The following is a 15,420-nucleotide window of genomic DNA, read 5'->3' as shown; positions in this document are numbered from 1 at the left end:
CGACTGCGTGTTGACCGTGTTACACGTGTCAAGGGAGCGATTTGACCGACTTGTGCGTTGAGTGGGCATGCGCGTCTTCCTGTTGCTGTTGGTCGGCATGGCCGTCGAGATCGCCACCCTCGTGGCCGTTGGCAGGTCCGTGGGGGTGCTGGCCACCGTCGGCCTGCTGATCCTCGGCGGGATCGTCGGGTCGTTCCTGCTCCGCAGAGAAGGCGCGCGCACGATGGCGTCGTTCTCCGAGGCGCTGCGCACCCGGCGCGCGCCGCACCAGGAGGTCGCCGACGGCGTCCTGATCGCCGCCGCCGGGGTGCTGATCATCATCCCCGGCTTCGTCAGCGACGTCGTGGCCCTGTTCCTGCTGTTCCCGCCGACCCGCAGGCTGGTCAGCCGCGGGCTCGCGCGCCGCGCCGAGGAGCGGGCCGCCACGGCCGTGCTCAACCGCCAGTACGGCAGGCCCCCGACCGCGGGAGGGGTGGTCGTCGACGGCATGGTCGTCGACGTCGACACCGACCCGCGTCCGACGAACAAGCCCGAACTGGCGTAGCACGGGGCACCCCCGGCGGTGACCATCCGCTGACCGGGTGACCGGGCCCGTTAATCGGAAGGAAAGTTTCCTAACTTATTGACCGCCCCTTCGCCGGTCTGCCACGCTCCGTTCGCCCGCCGCCGCTTCCCCTTGCGGAGGAACGAATGAACAGAGCAGTACGCGCGCTGGCCGTGTCCGCGGCGCTGGTCGGCGGTGTGGTCGTCACGGGCGGTGGCGCCAAGGCGGCCGTCACGGCGTCGGCCTACGTGCCGGGCACGCTCCGGCCGTCGGTCGCGCAGTCCACCCAGGACTCGGTCCTGAACAAGTACTACGCCTTCTGGAAGGCCAACTTCCTCACCACCAAGTGCGGCACCGGCACCTACGCCGTGCTGTCCAAGGACGCCGACCACTCCTTCGTCGCCGAGGGCGAGGGGTACGGCATGACGATCGCCGCGCTGATGGCCGGCAAGGACCCGGACGCCCGCAAGATCTTCGACGGCATCCTCAAGTTCGTGAAGGCCCACCCGTCAGTCAACGACAAGGACCTGCACGCCGCCGAGCAGGACGCGAACTGCAAGAGCGTCAACGGAAGCGACTCCGCGACCGACGGCGACCTGGAGATCGCCTACGGCCTGCTGATCGCCGACAAGCAGTGGGGCAGCACCACCGGCACCTACGACTACAAGGCCGAGGCCGTCCGGATCATCAACGGCATCAAGCGCGCGGAGGTCAACAACAGCACCAAGTTCCCCCTGCTGGGCGACTGGGGCAACGACTCCCAGTACAAGAACAGCTCCCGCTCCTCCGACTGGATGCCCGGCCACCTCCGCGCGTTCAAGGCCGCCACCGGCGACCCGTTCTGGGACCAGGTCCGCACCCGCCAGGAGACCGCGGTGACCCAGCTCCAGTCCCAGTACGCCCCCACCACCGGCCTGCTCCCCGACTTCGTGGTCAACACCAACACCACCCCGAAACCCGCCCCGGCCAACTTCCTGGAAAGCGAGTACGACGGCAAGTACAGCTGGAACGCCTGCCGCGACCCGTGGCGCCTGGGCGTGGACGCCGTCACGGTCTCCGGCAGCGCGGCCAAGGCCCAAGTGGCGAAGATGACCACCTGGATCAAGTCCAAGACCGGCAACGACCCCACCAAGATCAGCAGCGGCTACACCCTCACCGGCACCACCACCGAACCCGGCGAACACCCCTGCTTCACCGCCCCCTTCGCCGTCGCGGCGATGAGCGACCCCAACAGCCAAGCCTGGCTCGACAAGCTGTGGGCCCGAATCTCCACGGTGTCGCTCGACAGCACCGACTACTACGGCACCGGCATCCAGGTACAAGTCCTGATCATCCTGACCGGCAACTTCACCACCCCATAACCACCGACTGGCGACGCGCACCCGACACCGGGTGCGCGCCACCGTCAAACATGTGCGACCGAAGCAAGTAAGCCACCCCATACACGTTGGGCGCAGCCCGCCAGCGCGCATCCGGCGCGAAGCGCCTGGGGCCTTGTCGGACGAAGTCCGATGCTTGAGTCAGGCGGAGCCTGATGCTGGCGAAGCCAGACTTCCCCTCTGCCCCCGATCCACAGCGCCCTCCTGCTTGATCTTGCTTGTCAAGACAGCTTCACCGTCTTGACAAGCAAGATCAAGCATTGAGACAATCGCGCGCCGGGGGCTGGGCTTCCTCAGAGGGTGAGAGGGCCGGAAGCAGGCTTCACCGAGGGCAGGTAGCCACACACCGCGCCCCACACACTCCCCAACCACCAAATCACCCCCACCCGCCTAAACCCACCCCATTCCGGGTACCCGCCCTCCCATGACGTCGTACGGAGTGCACGCCTCCCACGAACAGGTCCACCCTTCCGAGTCCCTGTCCGCTGTCCGCCACGCCGAGCAGGCCGGTTTCGACGCCGCGATGTGCTCCGACCACTTCTCCCCGTGGAGCGAACGCCAGGGCCAGTCCACTTTCGCCTGGTCTTGGCTGGGTGCCGCCCTGGAGGCCACCAGCCTCCCGTTTGGCGTCGTCAACGCCCCTGGTCAGCGCTACCACCCGGCGATCATCGCGCAGTCCATCGGCACGCTCGCCGAGATGTACCCCGGCCGGTTCTGGGCCGCTCTGGGGACCGGTGAGGCCAGCAACGAGCACATCACCGGTGACGCCTGGCCCCGCAAGGGGCTCCGCACCGCCCGGTTGCGGGAGTGCGTCGACATCATCCGCGCCCTGCTCGCCGGCGAGGAGGTCAGCCACGACGGGCTGGTGACCGTGGACCGGGCGAGGGTCTGGACGAGGCCGGACGAGCCGCCGCCCCTGATCGGTGCCGCCGTGAGCGTGGAGACCGCCCGGTGGTGCGCGGAGTGGGCCGACGGGCTGATCACCGTCAACGCGCCGCCCGAGCAGCTGCGCCGGATGGTCGACGCCTACCGCGACGCGGGCGGCCGGGGGAAGCTGCACCTGCAGGTCCACCTGAGCTGGGACCCGGACGAGGACACCGCCGTGCGGGTCGCGCACGAGCAGTGGCGCAGCAACGTGTTCGCGCCGCCGGTGTGCTGGGACCTCGACACCGCCGAGGCGTTCGACGTGGCCTCCGCTGACGTGACCCCGGCGAAGGTGGCCGAGGTCGTGAACATCTCCTCCGACCTCGGCAGGCACGCGGCGTGGCTGCGCGAGTACGCCGACCTCGGTTTCGACGAGCTTTACCTGCACCACGTGGGCCAGGAACTGGACCCGTTCATCGACGCCTTCGGCGCCAAGGTCCTCCCGGAGGTCCGCTCGTGAAGCTCACCAACACCGCCGACGTCTGGTGGAAGAACGCCGTCGTCTACTGCCTCGACGTCGAGACCTACGCCGACTCGGACGGCGACGGCCACGGCGACTTCCGCGGGCTCACCCAGCGCATCGACCACCTGCACAAGCTCGGTGTGACGTGCCTGTGGCTCATGCCGTTCTACCCCTCGCCCGACCGCGACGACGGTTACGACATCACCGACTTCTACGGCGTGGACCCGAGGTTGGGCACGCTCGGCGACTTCGTCGAGTTCATGCGGACCGCGCGCGACCGCGGCATCCGCGTCATCGCCGACCTGGTCGTGAACCACACCTCCGACCAGCACCCGTGGTTCGCGGATTCCCGTTCCAGCAAGGACTCGGCAAAGCGCGACTGGTACGTGTGGGCCGAGGAGCCGCCGGAGGACGGGCCGCAGGGCGTCGTGTTCCCGGACCAGGAGACCAGCCTGTGGGAGCTGGACGAGCCCACCGGCGAGTACTACCTGCACCGCTTCTACCGCTACCAGCCCGACCTCAACGTCGCCAACCCCGAGGTGCGCGACGAGATCGTGCGCATCATGGGGTTCTGGATGGAGCTCGGCCTGTCCGGCTTCCGGGTGGACGCGGTCCCGTTCCTGCTGGAGACCGACGGCCAGCTCGACGCCGCGAACCTGCCCGACCCGCACGACTACCTGTGCGACCTGCGCGCGTTCCTGAGCCGCCGCAACGGCGAGGGCGTCCTGCTCGGCGAGGTCAACCTGCCCTACGCCGACGCGATGAAGTTCTTCGGCCACGCCGACGGCGTCGGCGACGAGCTGACGATGTGCTTCGACTTCATCGGCATGCAGCAGATGTACCTCTCGTTGGCGCGCCAGGACTCCGGCGCGCTCGCCCGCTCGCTGACCGAACGCCCGAAGCCGCCGCGCGACGCGCACTGGGCCACGTTCGTGCGCAACCACGACGAGCTGACCCTGGACAAGCTGACCGAGTACGAGCGCAAGGAGGTCTTCGAGGCCTTCGGTCCGGACAAGGACATGCAGCTCTACGACCGCGGGCTGCGCAGGCGGCTGCCGTCGATGCTCGGCGGCGACCAGCGCCGCATCCGCATGGTGTACAGCATGCTGTTCTCCCTGCCCGGCACACCGGTCCTGTTCTACGGCGAGGAGATCGGCATGGCCGAGAACCTCGCCGCCGAGGGCAGGCTGGCCGTGCGCACCCCGATGCAGTGGGACGCGGGCGTCAACGGCGGCTTCTCCACCGCCGACGCGAAAGCGTTGCCCGGCCCCGTCGTCGAGGGCAAGTTCTCGCCCAAGCACGTCAACGTCGACCAGCAGCACCGCGACCCCGACTCCCTCCTGTCGTGGATCCGCCTGCTCGTCGAGCGCTACCGCGACTGCCCCGAGTTCGCCTGGGGCGACTTCCAGATCCTCGACGTCGACAACCCCGCCGTCCTCGCCCACCGGTGCGACGCCGACGGAACCGTTGTCGCCGTGCACAACCTGGGTGACGCGGAGGTCACGGTCAAGCTGCCGATGAAGGACTTCGAGCGACTGGAGGACCAGCTGCAGGACGGGACCACCAAGGTGCTCAAGAACGGCACCGCCAAGATCACCCTCCCGCCCTACGGCTGCCGCTGGTTCCGCGCCTCCTGAAACCCCCCGCGGGTACCGGCCTCCCTCAGCCGGTACCCGCGGGATCCGTTGCCGCTGAACGAACTTCGGCGTTCCGGGTGTACCGGCCTACCTCAACGTGATCGTCCGGCAGCCGAGCAACGCGTTCTCGCCGGCCGTTCCAGGTGTGTTGATCCCGTAGGCGCACACGTTGTAGGTGCCTGCGACGATCCCTCCGCGGGTCACGTCGTAGCCGTGGTCCGCGCCGCTCGCGGGGTACACCGCGCCGACGTCGGGCCTCGACCCGTCGGCGGTCGTCGCCACACCGTGGTTGGGCGTGACGTAGGCGTGCACCGCGATCGGTGCGGACGTGTCGGGATCGATCGCCCATCCGGCGAACCGGACGCCGCTGCCGTTCTGCTCCACCACGTCGAGGCTCCCGATCGGGCTCTGCGTCAGGGTGATGGACTTGCAGCCGAGCAATGCGTTCTCACCGGGTGTTCCGGGTGCGTTGATCCCGTAGGCGCACACGTTGTAGGTGCCCGCGATGATCCCTCCGCGAGTGACGTCGAACCCGTGCGTTCCCACGTCGGAGCGCTGGATGTCAGCAGTGGTGGCGACACCGTGGTTGGGTGTGACGTAGGCGTGGACCGCGATGGGTGCGGACGTGTTGGGATCACGGGCCCACCCGCGGAAACGCACGCCGGTCCCGTTCTGGGTGGCTATGTCGAAACTGCCGGTCGGGGAGCCGTTGGACGTGGTGGCCAAGTCCTTGGCGTGGATGTAGTGGAAGCCGGACGCGGTGACCCGGCGCGAGCCGTAGGTGCCGGTGTAGTTCCGGTTGTACTCCTCGATGGTGACCGTTCCGTCTCCGTGCACGGCCTCCACCCACGCGACGTGGCCCGACGACTCCGCGATGGCTCCGATCGCCGGGGAGCTGTTGACCGCGTAGCCGTGCGAGGAGAACCAGGATCCCCAGCCACCCGCGTTGCCGATCGCCCTGGGCATCTCGAACCCGTTGCGCGAGTGGAGTCGCCAGGCGACGAAACTCGTGCACTCGCGGTTGTAATAGCCCCACGAGTCGACTTTGCTGTCCTGGGCGGCGTTCTTCCACTGCGACGGGTAGTCGTCTGTGCCCGCCATGGCGGTGGGTGACGACACGAGCCCGAGTCCGGTCAGAACGGACACCACGATCATCGTCAGGAATCTTGTGGTGCGTCCTGTTGGACGTCGAACCGCGCTGGTCGTAGTCGTACGTCTTCGGTTTTCCTTGTCGTCCAAGACGTCCTCCTCGATGTCGGGACCTGACCGAGGTGAATCGTCCGGAACGTGGTGTTGTGAGCGTCGTCCGCCGGGAATCATCCAATCGGCCTGATTCGCTCCACTGTGAGTGGTTCGTCTTTTTCGGATTCCCGCGCAGGGGTTCGCGGGTTCGCGTAGTTGGTGGTGCACCCTCTTGGACGACGTGTGATAAAGCCGCGAATGACGTTGTGAATCCCGCACTACTGCGGAATGCGAGCAACCTTTCTCACACCAGCCGGTACCCGTGCGCCGGCCGGTTCGACACCCCGTACCGCGGCTGCACCTCCGCCTTCCCGATGGCCACCAGGTGCTCCAGGTACCGTCGCGCGCTGACCCGTGACACCCCCGCGCTGTCCCCGACCTCCTGCGCCGACATGTCCCCGTCGGTGGACCGCAGCGCCTCCGTCACCAACCTCAACGTCACCGCCGACAGCCCCTTCGGCAACGCCGTCGACCGCGGCTTGCGCTGGCCCGCGGACAGCAGCTGGTCGACCGCCTCCTGGTCCAGCACCGGCTCGCGGCCGACCCGCAGCACCTCGGCCCGCTGCGCCAGGTAGGCGTTCATGCGTTCCAGGAACGACGTGCGGGTGAACGGCTTGACGAGGTAGTGGTCGACGCCGCGGGACATGGCCTGGCGGACGGTCTCGACTTCGCGGGCGGCGGTGATGGCGATGACGTCGACCGGGGGGCCGCTGCGGGCGCGGAGGCGGGCCAGGACCTCGAGGCCGGAGATGTCGGGGAGGTGGATGTCGAGCAGGACGAGGTCGGGGTGCAGTTCCTCGACGGCGCGCAGGGCGTCCATGCCGTGGTGGGCCTCGCCGACGACGGTGAACTCCGGCAGGGCGTCGAGGAACGCGCGGTGCACGGCGGCGACGGCGAAGTCGTCGTCGACCACGAGGGTGCGCACGGGGATCACGCGTCCGCCCCCACGGGGGTGGGGAGCCACACGTCGAACGAGGCGCCGCCGAGCTCGGACTCGCCGATGTCGACGTGGCCGTCGCGGCGGGTGACTACCCGCGACACGAGTGCCAGTCCGATGCCCCGGCCGTGGGTGCGGCGCGGCTGCTTGGTGGTGACGCCCAACGTGAAGATCCTCCCGCGTTGCGATTCCTCGATGCCCGGTCCGTCGTCCTCGACCAGGATGCGCGCGCCGTCGCCGTCGGAGCGGACCAGCACGTGCACGGTGCCGCCCGCCCCGGCCGCGTCGACGGCGTTGTCGATCAGATTGCCCAACACCGTCAGGGCGTCGTCACCCGCCTCCCTCGTGACCGAGGACTCAGGGGAGAAGCGGAAGGTGACTCCCAGTTCGTGGGCGGTGCCCGCCTTCGCCAGCAGCAGCGCCGCGAGCTCCGGATCGGCCATCGCGCCGTCGACCGTGGCCGACGACAGCGACCCCGCCCCTCCGACGCGTTCGATGTAGCGCACGGCGTCGGCGGGGCGGTCCAGCTCCAGCAGCCCGCTGATGACGTGCAGGTGGTTGGAGAACTCGTGCGCCTGGGTGCGCAGCACCTCGGTGATGGTGCGCTGGCCGTCCAGCTCGCGCAGGGCGTCGTGCAGCTCGGTGCGGTCGCGCAGGGTCAGCACGACGCCGACCGGCCGCCCCTGCGACTTGGCCGTCATCCGGTTCGCCACCAGCACCCGTTCGCCCGCGAGCACCAGCCGGTCGGCCATGTCCTCGGCGCCGCGCGCCAGGTCGAGCAGCCCGCCGCGCTCCAGCACCTGGGCCGCCGGTCGGCCGGTCGGGTCCTCGTGCAGGTCGAGCAGCCGCATCGCCTCGTCGTTGACCAGCACCAGGTGCTCGCGGTCGTCGACGGCCACCACGCCCTCGCGGATGCCGTGCAGCATCGCGTCGCGCGTCTCCAGCAGCTGGCCGATCTCCGCGGGTTCGAGGCGGAACGTCCGCCTGCGCACGGTCCTGGTCACCAGCGCGGCGCCGAGCGACCCGATCAGCGCCGCGGCGGCCAGCCAGCCGATCAGCTCGGGCAGGTCGTCGGCGAAGTCCGAGGACAGCTGGGTCTCCAGGATGCCCACCGACGCGATGCCGATGATCGTCCCGTCGTTCGCCCTGATCGGCACCTTCGCCCGCAGCGACGTGCCCAGCGTGCCGGTCTCGGTGCCCACGAACACCTGCCCGGACAGCGGCGACGACGGGTCCGTCGACACCTTCTGGCCGATGCGGCTCGGGTCCGGGTGGGCGTAGCGGATGCCGTCGCGGTCGGTCACCACGACGTAGGTCACGCCGGACGCCTTGCGCAGCACCTCGGCGAGCGGCTGGATCGTCTCGGCGGGGTGCGGGGTGTCGAACGCGTCGATGACCGACGGCAGCCGCGCGACGCTCTCGGCCACCGACAGCATCCGGTCCTTGTACGCCTCGCGGATCCGGTCGCTCTGGAGCTTGGCCGCGAGTAGACCGGCTGTGCAGGTCGTGACCAGAACGATGATCACCTGCAGGGCGAGCAGGTAGACACCGAGGGAGTACGACCGACGCATGCTGCGCATTCTGGCCCAAGTGCCTGGTGAGCCGCTTCACGACCGTAACGACCAATACGACCGTTACGGCCAGTGCGTTAACGATCACGCGCGGTCTGCCTAGCCTCAGCCGCCATCGGGGCACTAGGAGCTCCGGCGACTGAGAGGCTTCCAACAATGTCAACGATTCACGCCCGTGGAGCGCGCACGGTGGCGGCCGCGACGATCGCGGTGGGCTTGGCGCTCGCGGGTTGTGGCGCATCGGGTTCCTCGTCGAGTTCGCTCGCGAAGCTCGAGATCATGGCTCCCGCCGACCCCGGCGGCGGCTGGGACCAGACCGCGCGGGCCATGCAGGCCAGCATCACCGCTGCCGACCTGGTCAAGTCGGTCCAGGTGAGCAACGTGGGCGGCGCGGGTGGCACGGTCGGGCTCCAGAAGCTCGCCAACGAGAAGTCCGAGAGCTACTTGATGATCACCGGCCTGGTCATGGTCGGCGCTGTCGAGTCCAACGGCGTGGACAAGCGCCTGGAGGACGCGACCCCGATCGCCCGGCTCACCGCCGAGGACGAGGTCATCGTCGTGCCCGCCGAGTCGCCGTACCAGAAGGTCGACGACCTGCTGGCCGACATCGCCGCGAAGGGCCAGGGCGTCTCGATCGCCGGCGGCTCCGCGGGCGGCACCGACCACATCCTCGCCGCGATGATGCTCAAGGCGAAGAGCATCGAGCCCTCGAAGCTCAACTACGTCGCGTTCTCCGGCGGTGGCGAGTCGCTCGCCGCGCTGCTGGGCAACAAGGTCAACGCCGGCATCTCCGGTGTCGGCGAGTACTCCGAGCAGATCAAGTCGGGCAAGCTGCGCGCGCTGGCCACCTCCGGTCCGAACGAGCACGCCGACCTCAAGGCCCCGACCCTCAAGGGCGCGGGCCTGGCCGTCGAGCTCATCAACTGGCGCGGCGTCGTGGCCCCCGGCAGCATCTCCGTGGCCGCCAAGGACAAGCTCGTCAAGCTGGTCACCGAGATGCACGACAGCGAGGCGTGGAAGGCGGAGCTGGCCAAGAAGGGCTGGACGGACACCTTCCTGACCGGTCACGACTTCTCCAAGTTCCTGACCACCGAGATCAACACCATCCAGACCACTCTCAAGGAGATCGGGCTGGTGAAGTGACGTCTGTCGACTCTCCGACACCGACCGCGGACCCCGTCCGCGGCCGGCAGATCGAGGAGTACGTCTTCGGCGGCCTGATCGTGGTCCTGGGGATCTTCACGCTGGTCGAAGCGGGCACCATCAAGGTGCCCGCCTCGGCCAGCTCGATCGGCCCCCGTGCCTTCCCCTACGCCGTGGGGGTCCTGCTCGTCGCCACCGGGCTGGCGGCCGTCGTGGCCACCGTGCGCGGCAAGTTCGGCGAGCAGGAGGACGCCGAGGACGTCGACGCGGACGCCAGGACCGACTGGCTGACGGTCGTGAAGCTGCTGGCCTTCCTGGTCGCCCACCTGGTCCTCATCGACCTGGTGGGCTGGCCGGTGGCGGCGATGCTGCTGTTCGCGGGCGCCGCCTGGACGCTGGGCGCCCGGCCGTGGTGGAAGGTGCTGCTGATCGCGGTGGTGCTGTCCCTCGTGATCCAGGTGGCCTTCGCGTCCGGACTGGGGCTCTCCCTGCCCGCCGGGATCTTTGAGGGAGTGCCACTCCTCGATGGATAACGTCACGCTGCTGCTCGAGGGTTTCGCGACCGCGATGCAGCCGGAATACCTGCTCTACGCGCTGCTCGGCGTCACGCTGGGCACCGCGGTCGGCGTGCTGCCGGGCATCGGCCCGGCCATGACGGTGGCGCTGCTGCTGCCGTTGACCTACACGCTGGAGCCCACCGCGGCGCTGATCATCTTCGCGGGCATCTACTACGGCGGCATGTACGGCGGGTCGACCACGTCGATCCTGCTGAACACGCCCGGTGAGTCGTCCTCGATCGTGACGGCGCTCGAGGGCAACAAGATGGCGAAAGCCGGGCGCGGTGCCGCCGCGCTCGCCACCGCCGCCATCGGCTCCTTCGTCGCGGGCACCATCGCCACGGTGCTGCTGACCGTGCTGGCGCCGACCATCGCCGACCTCGCGGTGACCCTCGGGCCGCCCGACTACTTCGCGCTGATGGTCGTCGCGTTCGTCACGGTCGCCGCGCTGCTCGGCTCGTCGATCAGCCGGGGGCTGGCCTCGCTGGCCCTCGGCCTGTTCGCCGGGCTGATCGGCACCGACACGCTCAGCGGCCAGCCCCGGCTGACCATGGGCATGTCGGTGCTGGCCGACGGCATCGACGTGGTCGTCGTCGCGGTCGGGTTCTTCGCCGTCGGCGAGGCGCTGTACGTGGCGTCGCGGCTGCGGCACGGGCCGGTCGAGGTCGTCCCGCTGGGCGGCAAGTGGATGACCAGGGAGTTCTGGGCCCGCTCGTGGAAGCCGTGGTTGCGCGGCACCGCGATCGGGTTCCCGATCGGCACCATCCCGGCCGGTGGCGCGGACGTCTCGACGTTCCTGTCCTACGCGGCCGAGAAGAAGCTCGCGAAGCGCCCCGAGGAGTTCGGCAAGGGCGCGATCGAGGGTGTCGCGGGACCGGAGGCGGCCAACAACGCGGCGGCGGCGGGCGTGCTCGTGCCGCTGCTGACGCTGGGCCTGCCGACGACGGCGACCGCGGCGGTCATCGTCGCGGCGTTCCAGAGCTACGGCATCCAGCCGGGTCCGCAGCTGTTCACCAACAACCCGGCGATGGTGTGGGCGCTGATCGCGAGCCTCTACATCGGCAACGTGATGCTCCTGGTGCTCAACCTGCCCCTGGTGAAGATCTGGGTGAAGGTGCTGCAGATCCCGCGGCCGTACCTGTACGCGGGCATCCTGCTGTTCGCCGCGCTCGGCACGTACGCGGTGAACTTCATCGTGGAGGACCTGGTCGTCCTGCTGGTGATCGGTGTCGTCGGCTTCTTCATGCGCCGCCACGGCTACCCGGTCGCGCCCGCCGTGGTGGGCATGATCCTGGGGCCGATGGCGGAGGAGCAGCTGCGCCGGACGCTGACCATCAGCCAGGGCAACCCGGTCGCCCTGGTGGACAGCCCGTTCGCGATGGTCGCCTACGGCCTGCTCGCGCTCGTGCTGATCACGACGCTCGTGCTCCGGCTCCGTCGAAACAAGGTCGACGAGGTGAAGGTCCCGGCATGATGTCCTGATGCCCTCACCCCGGTGGACCTGGCCGGTGGTGGCCCTCGTGGCCGCCACCGGCCTCTTCTTGTTCCTGCGCGGCGACGGCTGGGAGCTGGCCGACCAGAAGTCGAGCGTGCTCGGCATGCTCTTCGGGGCCGCCGGGCTGCTGCTGGCGCTGTCGCAGTGGTGGCAGGGGCGTTCGGGGACACCGGACGCCGACCGGGTCGCCGCCGACCTCAGGGCCGCCGTGCGCGCCCAGTGGCAGCGCGAGGAACGCGTGCGCGGCGTGCACGACCCGTACCCGCTGCCGGTGCGGTGGACCGGCGCCCCGGCGGCGCTGGCCGACCACTGGCCCGCCGTGCACCGCGACCCCGACCGCGAGGATCCGCTCGACCTCGACGGCACCCTCGACCGGGTCGCCGAGGTCTACGCCGCGGTGCCGTCGGGACGGCTGGTGGTGCTCGGACGGCCGGGATCGGGCAAGACGGTGTTCACCACCAGGTTCGTGCTCGGCGTCGAGACCGACCGCGTCCCGGTGGTCTTCACCCTGGCGTCGTGGAACCCCGCCGGCCAGGACCTGCGGGAGTGGATGGCCGACCGGCTGGAGCGGTCCTACGGCCGGGACACCAGGGCACTGGTCGAGGCGGGCCGGATCCTGCCGGTGCTCGACGGGTTCGACGAGATCGCCCCTCAGCTGCGGGCCGAGGCGGTCCGCGGGATCAACGCGGCACTGGGGGAGGGCGACCCGGTGGTGCTGACCAGCCGGGTCGACGAGTACGCGGCGGCGGGCGACGTGGTGACCGGCGCCGCGGTGGTCGAGCTGGCCGACCTGTCCTCTGTGGACGTGGCGAAGTACCTGCGGCTGGCCACGCGCAACGACAAGTGGGCACCGGTGGTCGACCGGTTGGCCCCGGTGCTGGACACGCCGCTGATGCTCACCCTGGCGCGCACGGTCTACGAGACCGCGGACCCGGCCGAGCTGCTGGAGGTCGACGACCCCGAAGGCCACCTGGTCGACCGGTTCGTGCCCGCGCTGTACGACGAGGCGCACGCGCGGTACTTCGGTGAGTTAGCCCGGTTCCTGGTGGGCCGGGGCACCCACGACCTGGCCTGGTGGGAGCTGCCCGACCTGGTGCCGAACTACCCGCGGCTGGTCCTGGTGGCCGCCGGGATCCCGCTGATCGCCGCCGCGGCGCTCCTCGGATCACCCGCGGCGGCCCTCGCGGTGGCCGTGCTGGTGGTCGCGGTGAGCGTCGGCTCGACCGCCTCCCGGCCACCGGTGCGCCTGCGTCCCGACCGCTGGACCGGAGTGCCGCGGGCGGCTCTGGTCGGTGCGCTGTGCGGCCTGGGCGCGGGACTGCTGCTCGGCCTTGGTCCACTCCGGGCCGCGGTGGCCGCCCTGGCCTTCGCGGCGCCCGCGCTGGCCACGGCGGTGGGGGAGGGCGCGGTGCGGCACGTCGTGAGCGACCCCGACCGGCTGCTGCGCGTCGACCGGGCGGCCGCCGCGGTGAACCTCGCCAAGTGGGCGTTGCCCGTGGCCCTCGTCGTGGGCGTGGTGCCCGGCGGCCTCGGCCGGGAGGTGCTCGTGGTGGGGCTCTGCGTCGGTGCGGTCCAGACGGCCGCCTACCAGGCGTGGGGCCGACTCGGACTGGCCCGCGCTTACCTGGCGGCGACCGGCAGGCTGCCCTGGCGGCTGATGGCGTTCCTCCGCGATGCCCACCGGCGGGGTGTGCTGCGGCAGGCCGGTCCGGTCCACCAGTTCCGCCACGCCCGCCTCCGTGACCGGCTGGCCGAGGACCACGGGCAGACTGCACAGTCGTGACGACAACAACGCCCGGCGCCTCAGCGGGGAAAAGCACTTCGACGCGCCTCCTGGTCGGCGGCCGCATCTACTCCTCGTCGGCGGCGACGGCGATGGCCATCACCGACGGCACGATCGTGTGGGTGGGGCAGGACACCGTCGGGCGCACGCTGCACCCGGACGCCGAGGTCGTGGAGCTCGACGGGGCGTTCGTCGCGCCCGCGTTCGTGGACGCGCACGTGCACGCCACCGCCGCCGGACTCCAGCTAACCGGCCTCGACCTCACCGGGTGCGCCTCGCTGGCCGAGTGCCTCGACGCCGTCCGCGCGGCCGACGGCCCGTTGATCTGGGGTCACGGCTGGGACGAGACCCGGTGGCCCGAGGGCCGCACGCCCACCCGCGCCGAGCTGGACGAGGTCGCCGGGGGAGCGGTGGTCTACCTCTCGCGGATCGACGTGCACTCCGCGCTGGCCTCCTCCGCGCTGGTCGACCTCGCCCACGGGGCGCGCACCGCCGACGGCTGGTCCGAGGACGGCCCGCTGTCGCGCGACGCCCACCACCACGTGCGCTCCGTCGCCCAGGCGGCCATCCCGGTCGAGCGGCGGCGCGCCGCGCAAAGGGCCTTCCTGCGCCACGCCGCCAGCCGCGGCGTCGCCGCCGTGCACGAGTGCGCGGGCCCTGTGATCTCCAGCGCGGACGACCTCGCCGACCTCCTCGCGATGACCGACGGCCCGCAGGTCGTCGGCTACTGGGGTGACGTGGACCCGGTCGACCTCCCGGTCCACGGCCTGGCGGGCGACCTGTTCGTCGACGGCGCCATCGGGTCCCGCACCGCCGCCCTGGTCGCCCCCTACGCCGACCGGCCGGACACCTCGGGCGCCCTCTACCGCGACGCCGCCGCCATCGCCGCCCACCTGGTCTCCTGCACCGAAGCCGGTCTGCAGGCGGGGTTCCACGTCATCGGCGACGCGGGCATGGCCGCGGTCGTCGACGGCTTCGAGCTCGCCGCCGCGAAGGTCGGCGCCCCGGCACTGGCCGCCCGGCGGCACCGCCTCGAGCACGTCGAGATGATCACCGCCGACCAGGCCGCTCGCCTCGGCGCGTTCGGCGTCGTCGCCTCCGTGCAGCCGATGTTCGACGCCGAGTGGGGCGGACCGGACGGCATGTACTCGCAGCGCCTCGGCACCGAGCGCGGCACCCGCCTGAACCCCTTCGCCCAGCTCGCCTCCGCCGGGATGCTGCTCGCCTTCGGCTCGGACACCCCGGTGACCAGCCTGGACCCGTGGGCCGCCGTCCGCGCGGCCGTGCACCACCGCACGCCGGGGTCCGGCCTGTCGCCGCGCGCGGCCTTCACCGCGCACACCAGGGGCGGCTGGCGGGCCGCGGGCGTGGACGACGGCATCACCGGCACGCTCCAGCCCGGCGCGCCCGCCACCTACGCCGTGTGGGAGGCGGGCGAGCTCGTCGTCGCCGGGTCGGACTCGCGGGTCCAGCGGTGGTCGCTCGACCCCCGTTCCGGGGTGCCGGGTCTGCCGTCGCTGGAGCCGGGCGCGGCGCTGCCCGTGTGCCTGCGGACCGTCCTGAACGGACGCACCATCTTCGAGCGGGACTAGACCCAACGATCTTGTGCGCGTCGCAGAACTGGTCCGAACAGCCCCAAACAGTGGGCTGTTCGGACCAATATCACCTGTGTGATGGCTGAGCGTTGAACGCCACTGCCGATTCCTGCGAATCCCTCCCTGAAGCCCGCGTGCGTGGGCGAGAGG

General features: G+C 70.5%; 12 protein-coding genes. 9 read left to right on the top strand and 3 right to left on the bottom strand.

Annotated features, from left to right (window positions below; translation table 11 throughout):
- Positions 1 to 67 precede the first annotated feature (67 nt).
- The 4 genes from CLV43_RS39365 to CLV43_RS39350 all read left to right on the top strand — a co-directional run bounded on the left by CLV43_RS39365 (position 68) and on the right by CLV43_RS39350 (position 4,947).
- Positions 68 to 544, top strand: coding sequence for an FxsA family protein (locus tag CLV43_RS39365; protein ID WP_106194415.1), 477 nt, complete (start codon positions 68 to 70; stop codon positions 542 to 544).
- Between the two features lie 146 nt (positions 545 to 690).
- A complete protein-coding gene (locus CLV43_RS39360) occupies positions 691 to 1,905 on the top strand; it encodes a family 8 glycosyl hydrolase (protein WP_106194413.1) in 1,215 nt (404 codons plus the stop codon).
- 442 nt (positions 1,906 to 2,347) lie between these two features.
- Positions 2,348 to 3,307 carry a TIGR03885 family FMN-dependent LLM class oxidoreductase gene (locus tag CLV43_RS39355; protein WP_106194410.1) on the top strand — a complete coding sequence of 320 codons (960 nt, stop codon included), beginning with the start codon at positions 2,348 to 2,350 and terminating at the stop codon, positions 3,305 to 3,307.
- Positions 3,304 to 4,947: an alpha-amylase family protein gene (locus CLV43_RS39350; protein WP_106194407.1), complete on the top strand. Its 1,644-nt coding sequence runs from the start codon at positions 3,304 to 3,306 to the stop codon at positions 4,945 to 4,947. The genes CLV43_RS39355 and CLV43_RS39350 overlap by 4 nt, the downstream gene beginning before the upstream one ends.
- An 87-nt stretch (positions 4,948 to 5,034) precedes the next feature.
- Here the strand turns inward: CLV43_RS39350 and CLV43_RS39345 are convergent, their stop codons facing one another.
- The 3 genes from CLV43_RS39345 to CLV43_RS39335 all read right to left on the bottom strand — a co-directional run bounded on the left by CLV43_RS39345 (position 5,035) and on the right by CLV43_RS39335 (position 8,697).
- Positions 5,035 to 6,102, bottom strand: a complete 1,068-nt coding sequence (locus CLV43_RS39345) for a CHAP domain-containing protein (RefSeq protein ID WP_211304771.1) — start codon at positions 6,100 to 6,102, stop codon at positions 5,035 to 5,037.
- Between the two features lie 331 nt (positions 6,103 to 6,433).
- On the bottom strand, positions 6,434 to 7,123 hold the full coding sequence (locus tag CLV43_RS39340) for a response regulator (protein WP_245887313.1): 690 nt from the start codon (positions 7,121 to 7,123) through the stop codon (positions 6,434 to 6,436).
- Positions 7,120 to 8,697 (bottom strand): ATP-binding protein, encoded by a 1,578-nt coding sequence (locus CLV43_RS39335; protein WP_245887310.1) that lies wholly within the window; start codon positions 8,695 to 8,697, stop codon positions 7,120 to 7,122. Before CLV43_RS39335 ends, CLV43_RS39340 begins: the two co-directional genes overlap by 4 nt.
- Positions 8,698 to 8,976: 279 nt before the next feature.
- Here CLV43_RS39335 and CLV43_RS39330 point away from each other — a divergent pair, with 279 nt between their 5' ends.
- From CLV43_RS39330 to CLV43_RS39310, 5 genes are all read left to right on the top strand, one after another.
- The gene (locus CLV43_RS39330) at positions 8,977 to 9,840 is read left to right on the top strand and encodes a Bug family tripartite tricarboxylate transporter substrate binding protein (protein WP_245887307.1); all 864 of its coding nucleotides are present in this window, start codon (positions 8,977 to 8,979) and stop codon (positions 9,838 to 9,840) included.
- Positions 9,837 to 10,373, top strand: coding sequence for a tripartite tricarboxylate transporter TctB family protein (locus CLV43_RS39325; RefSeq protein WP_106194395.1), 537 nt, complete (start codon positions 9,837 to 9,839; stop codon positions 10,371 to 10,373). The genes CLV43_RS39330 and CLV43_RS39325 overlap by 4 nt, the downstream gene beginning before the upstream one ends.
- Positions 10,366 to 11,871, top strand: a complete 1,506-nt coding sequence (locus tag CLV43_RS39320) for a tripartite tricarboxylate transporter permease (protein ID WP_106194392.1) — start codon at positions 10,366 to 10,368, stop codon at positions 11,869 to 11,871. Before CLV43_RS39325 ends, CLV43_RS39320 begins: the two co-directional genes overlap by 8 nt.
- 7 nt (positions 11,872 to 11,878) lie before the next feature.
- Positions 11,879 to 13,675, top strand: a complete 1,797-nt coding sequence (locus tag CLV43_RS39315; protein ID WP_146175091.1) for an NACHT domain-containing protein — start codon at positions 11,879 to 11,881, stop codon at positions 13,673 to 13,675.
- 92 nt (positions 13,676 to 13,767) lie between these two features.
- On the top strand, positions 13,768 to 15,267 hold the full coding sequence (locus tag CLV43_RS39310; RefSeq protein WP_106194386.1) for an amidohydrolase: 1,500 nt from the start codon (positions 13,768 to 13,770) through the stop codon (positions 15,265 to 15,267).
- Positions 15,268 to 15,420 lie beyond the last annotated feature (153 nt).

Source organism: Umezawaea tangerina (genome assembly GCF_003002815.1).
Classification (GTDB): Bacteria; Actinomycetota; Actinomycetes; order Mycobacteriales; family Pseudonocardiaceae; genus Umezawaea; species Umezawaea tangerina.
This window is presented reverse-complemented; position numbering and strand designations above follow the sequence as displayed.

Excerpts from the sequence above, each read along its gene's own strand:
- CLV43_RS39310 (WP_106194386.1), top strand. The coding sequence starts at position 13,768 with ATGGCCATCACCGACGGCACGATCGTGTGGGTGGGGCAGGACACCGTC.
- CLV43_RS39365 (WP_106194415.1), top strand. The coding sequence starts at position 68 with ATGCGCGTCTTCCTGTTGCTGTTGGTCGGCATGGCCGTCGAGATCGCC.
- CLV43_RS39320 (WP_106194392.1), top strand. The coding sequence starts at position 10,366 with ATGGATAACGTCACGCTGCTGCTCGAGGGTTTCGCGACCGCGATGCAG.
- CLV43_RS39360 (WP_106194413.1), top strand. The coding sequence starts at position 691 with ATGAACAGAGCAGTACGCGCGCTGGCCGTGTCCGCGGCGCTGGTCGGC.
- CLV43_RS39330 (WP_245887307.1), top strand. The coding sequence starts at position 8,977 with ATGGCTCCCGCCGACCCCGGCGGCGGCTGGGACCAGACCGCGCGGGCC.
- CLV43_RS39335 (WP_245887310.1), bottom strand. The coding sequence starts at position 8,697 with ATGCGTCGGTCGTACTCCCTCGGTGTCTACCTGCTCGCCCTGCAGGTG.
- CLV43_RS39355 (WP_106194410.1), top strand. The coding sequence starts at position 2,348 with ATGACGTCGTACGGAGTGCACGCCTCCCACGAACAGGTCCACCCTTCC.
- CLV43_RS39345 (WP_211304771.1), bottom strand. The coding sequence starts at position 6,102 with ATGATCGTGGTGTCCGTTCTGACCGGACTCGGGCTCGTGTCGTCACCC.
- CLV43_RS39315 (WP_146175091.1), top strand. The coding sequence starts at position 11,879 with ATGCCCTCACCCCGGTGGACCTGGCCGGTGGTGGCCCTCGTGGCCGCC.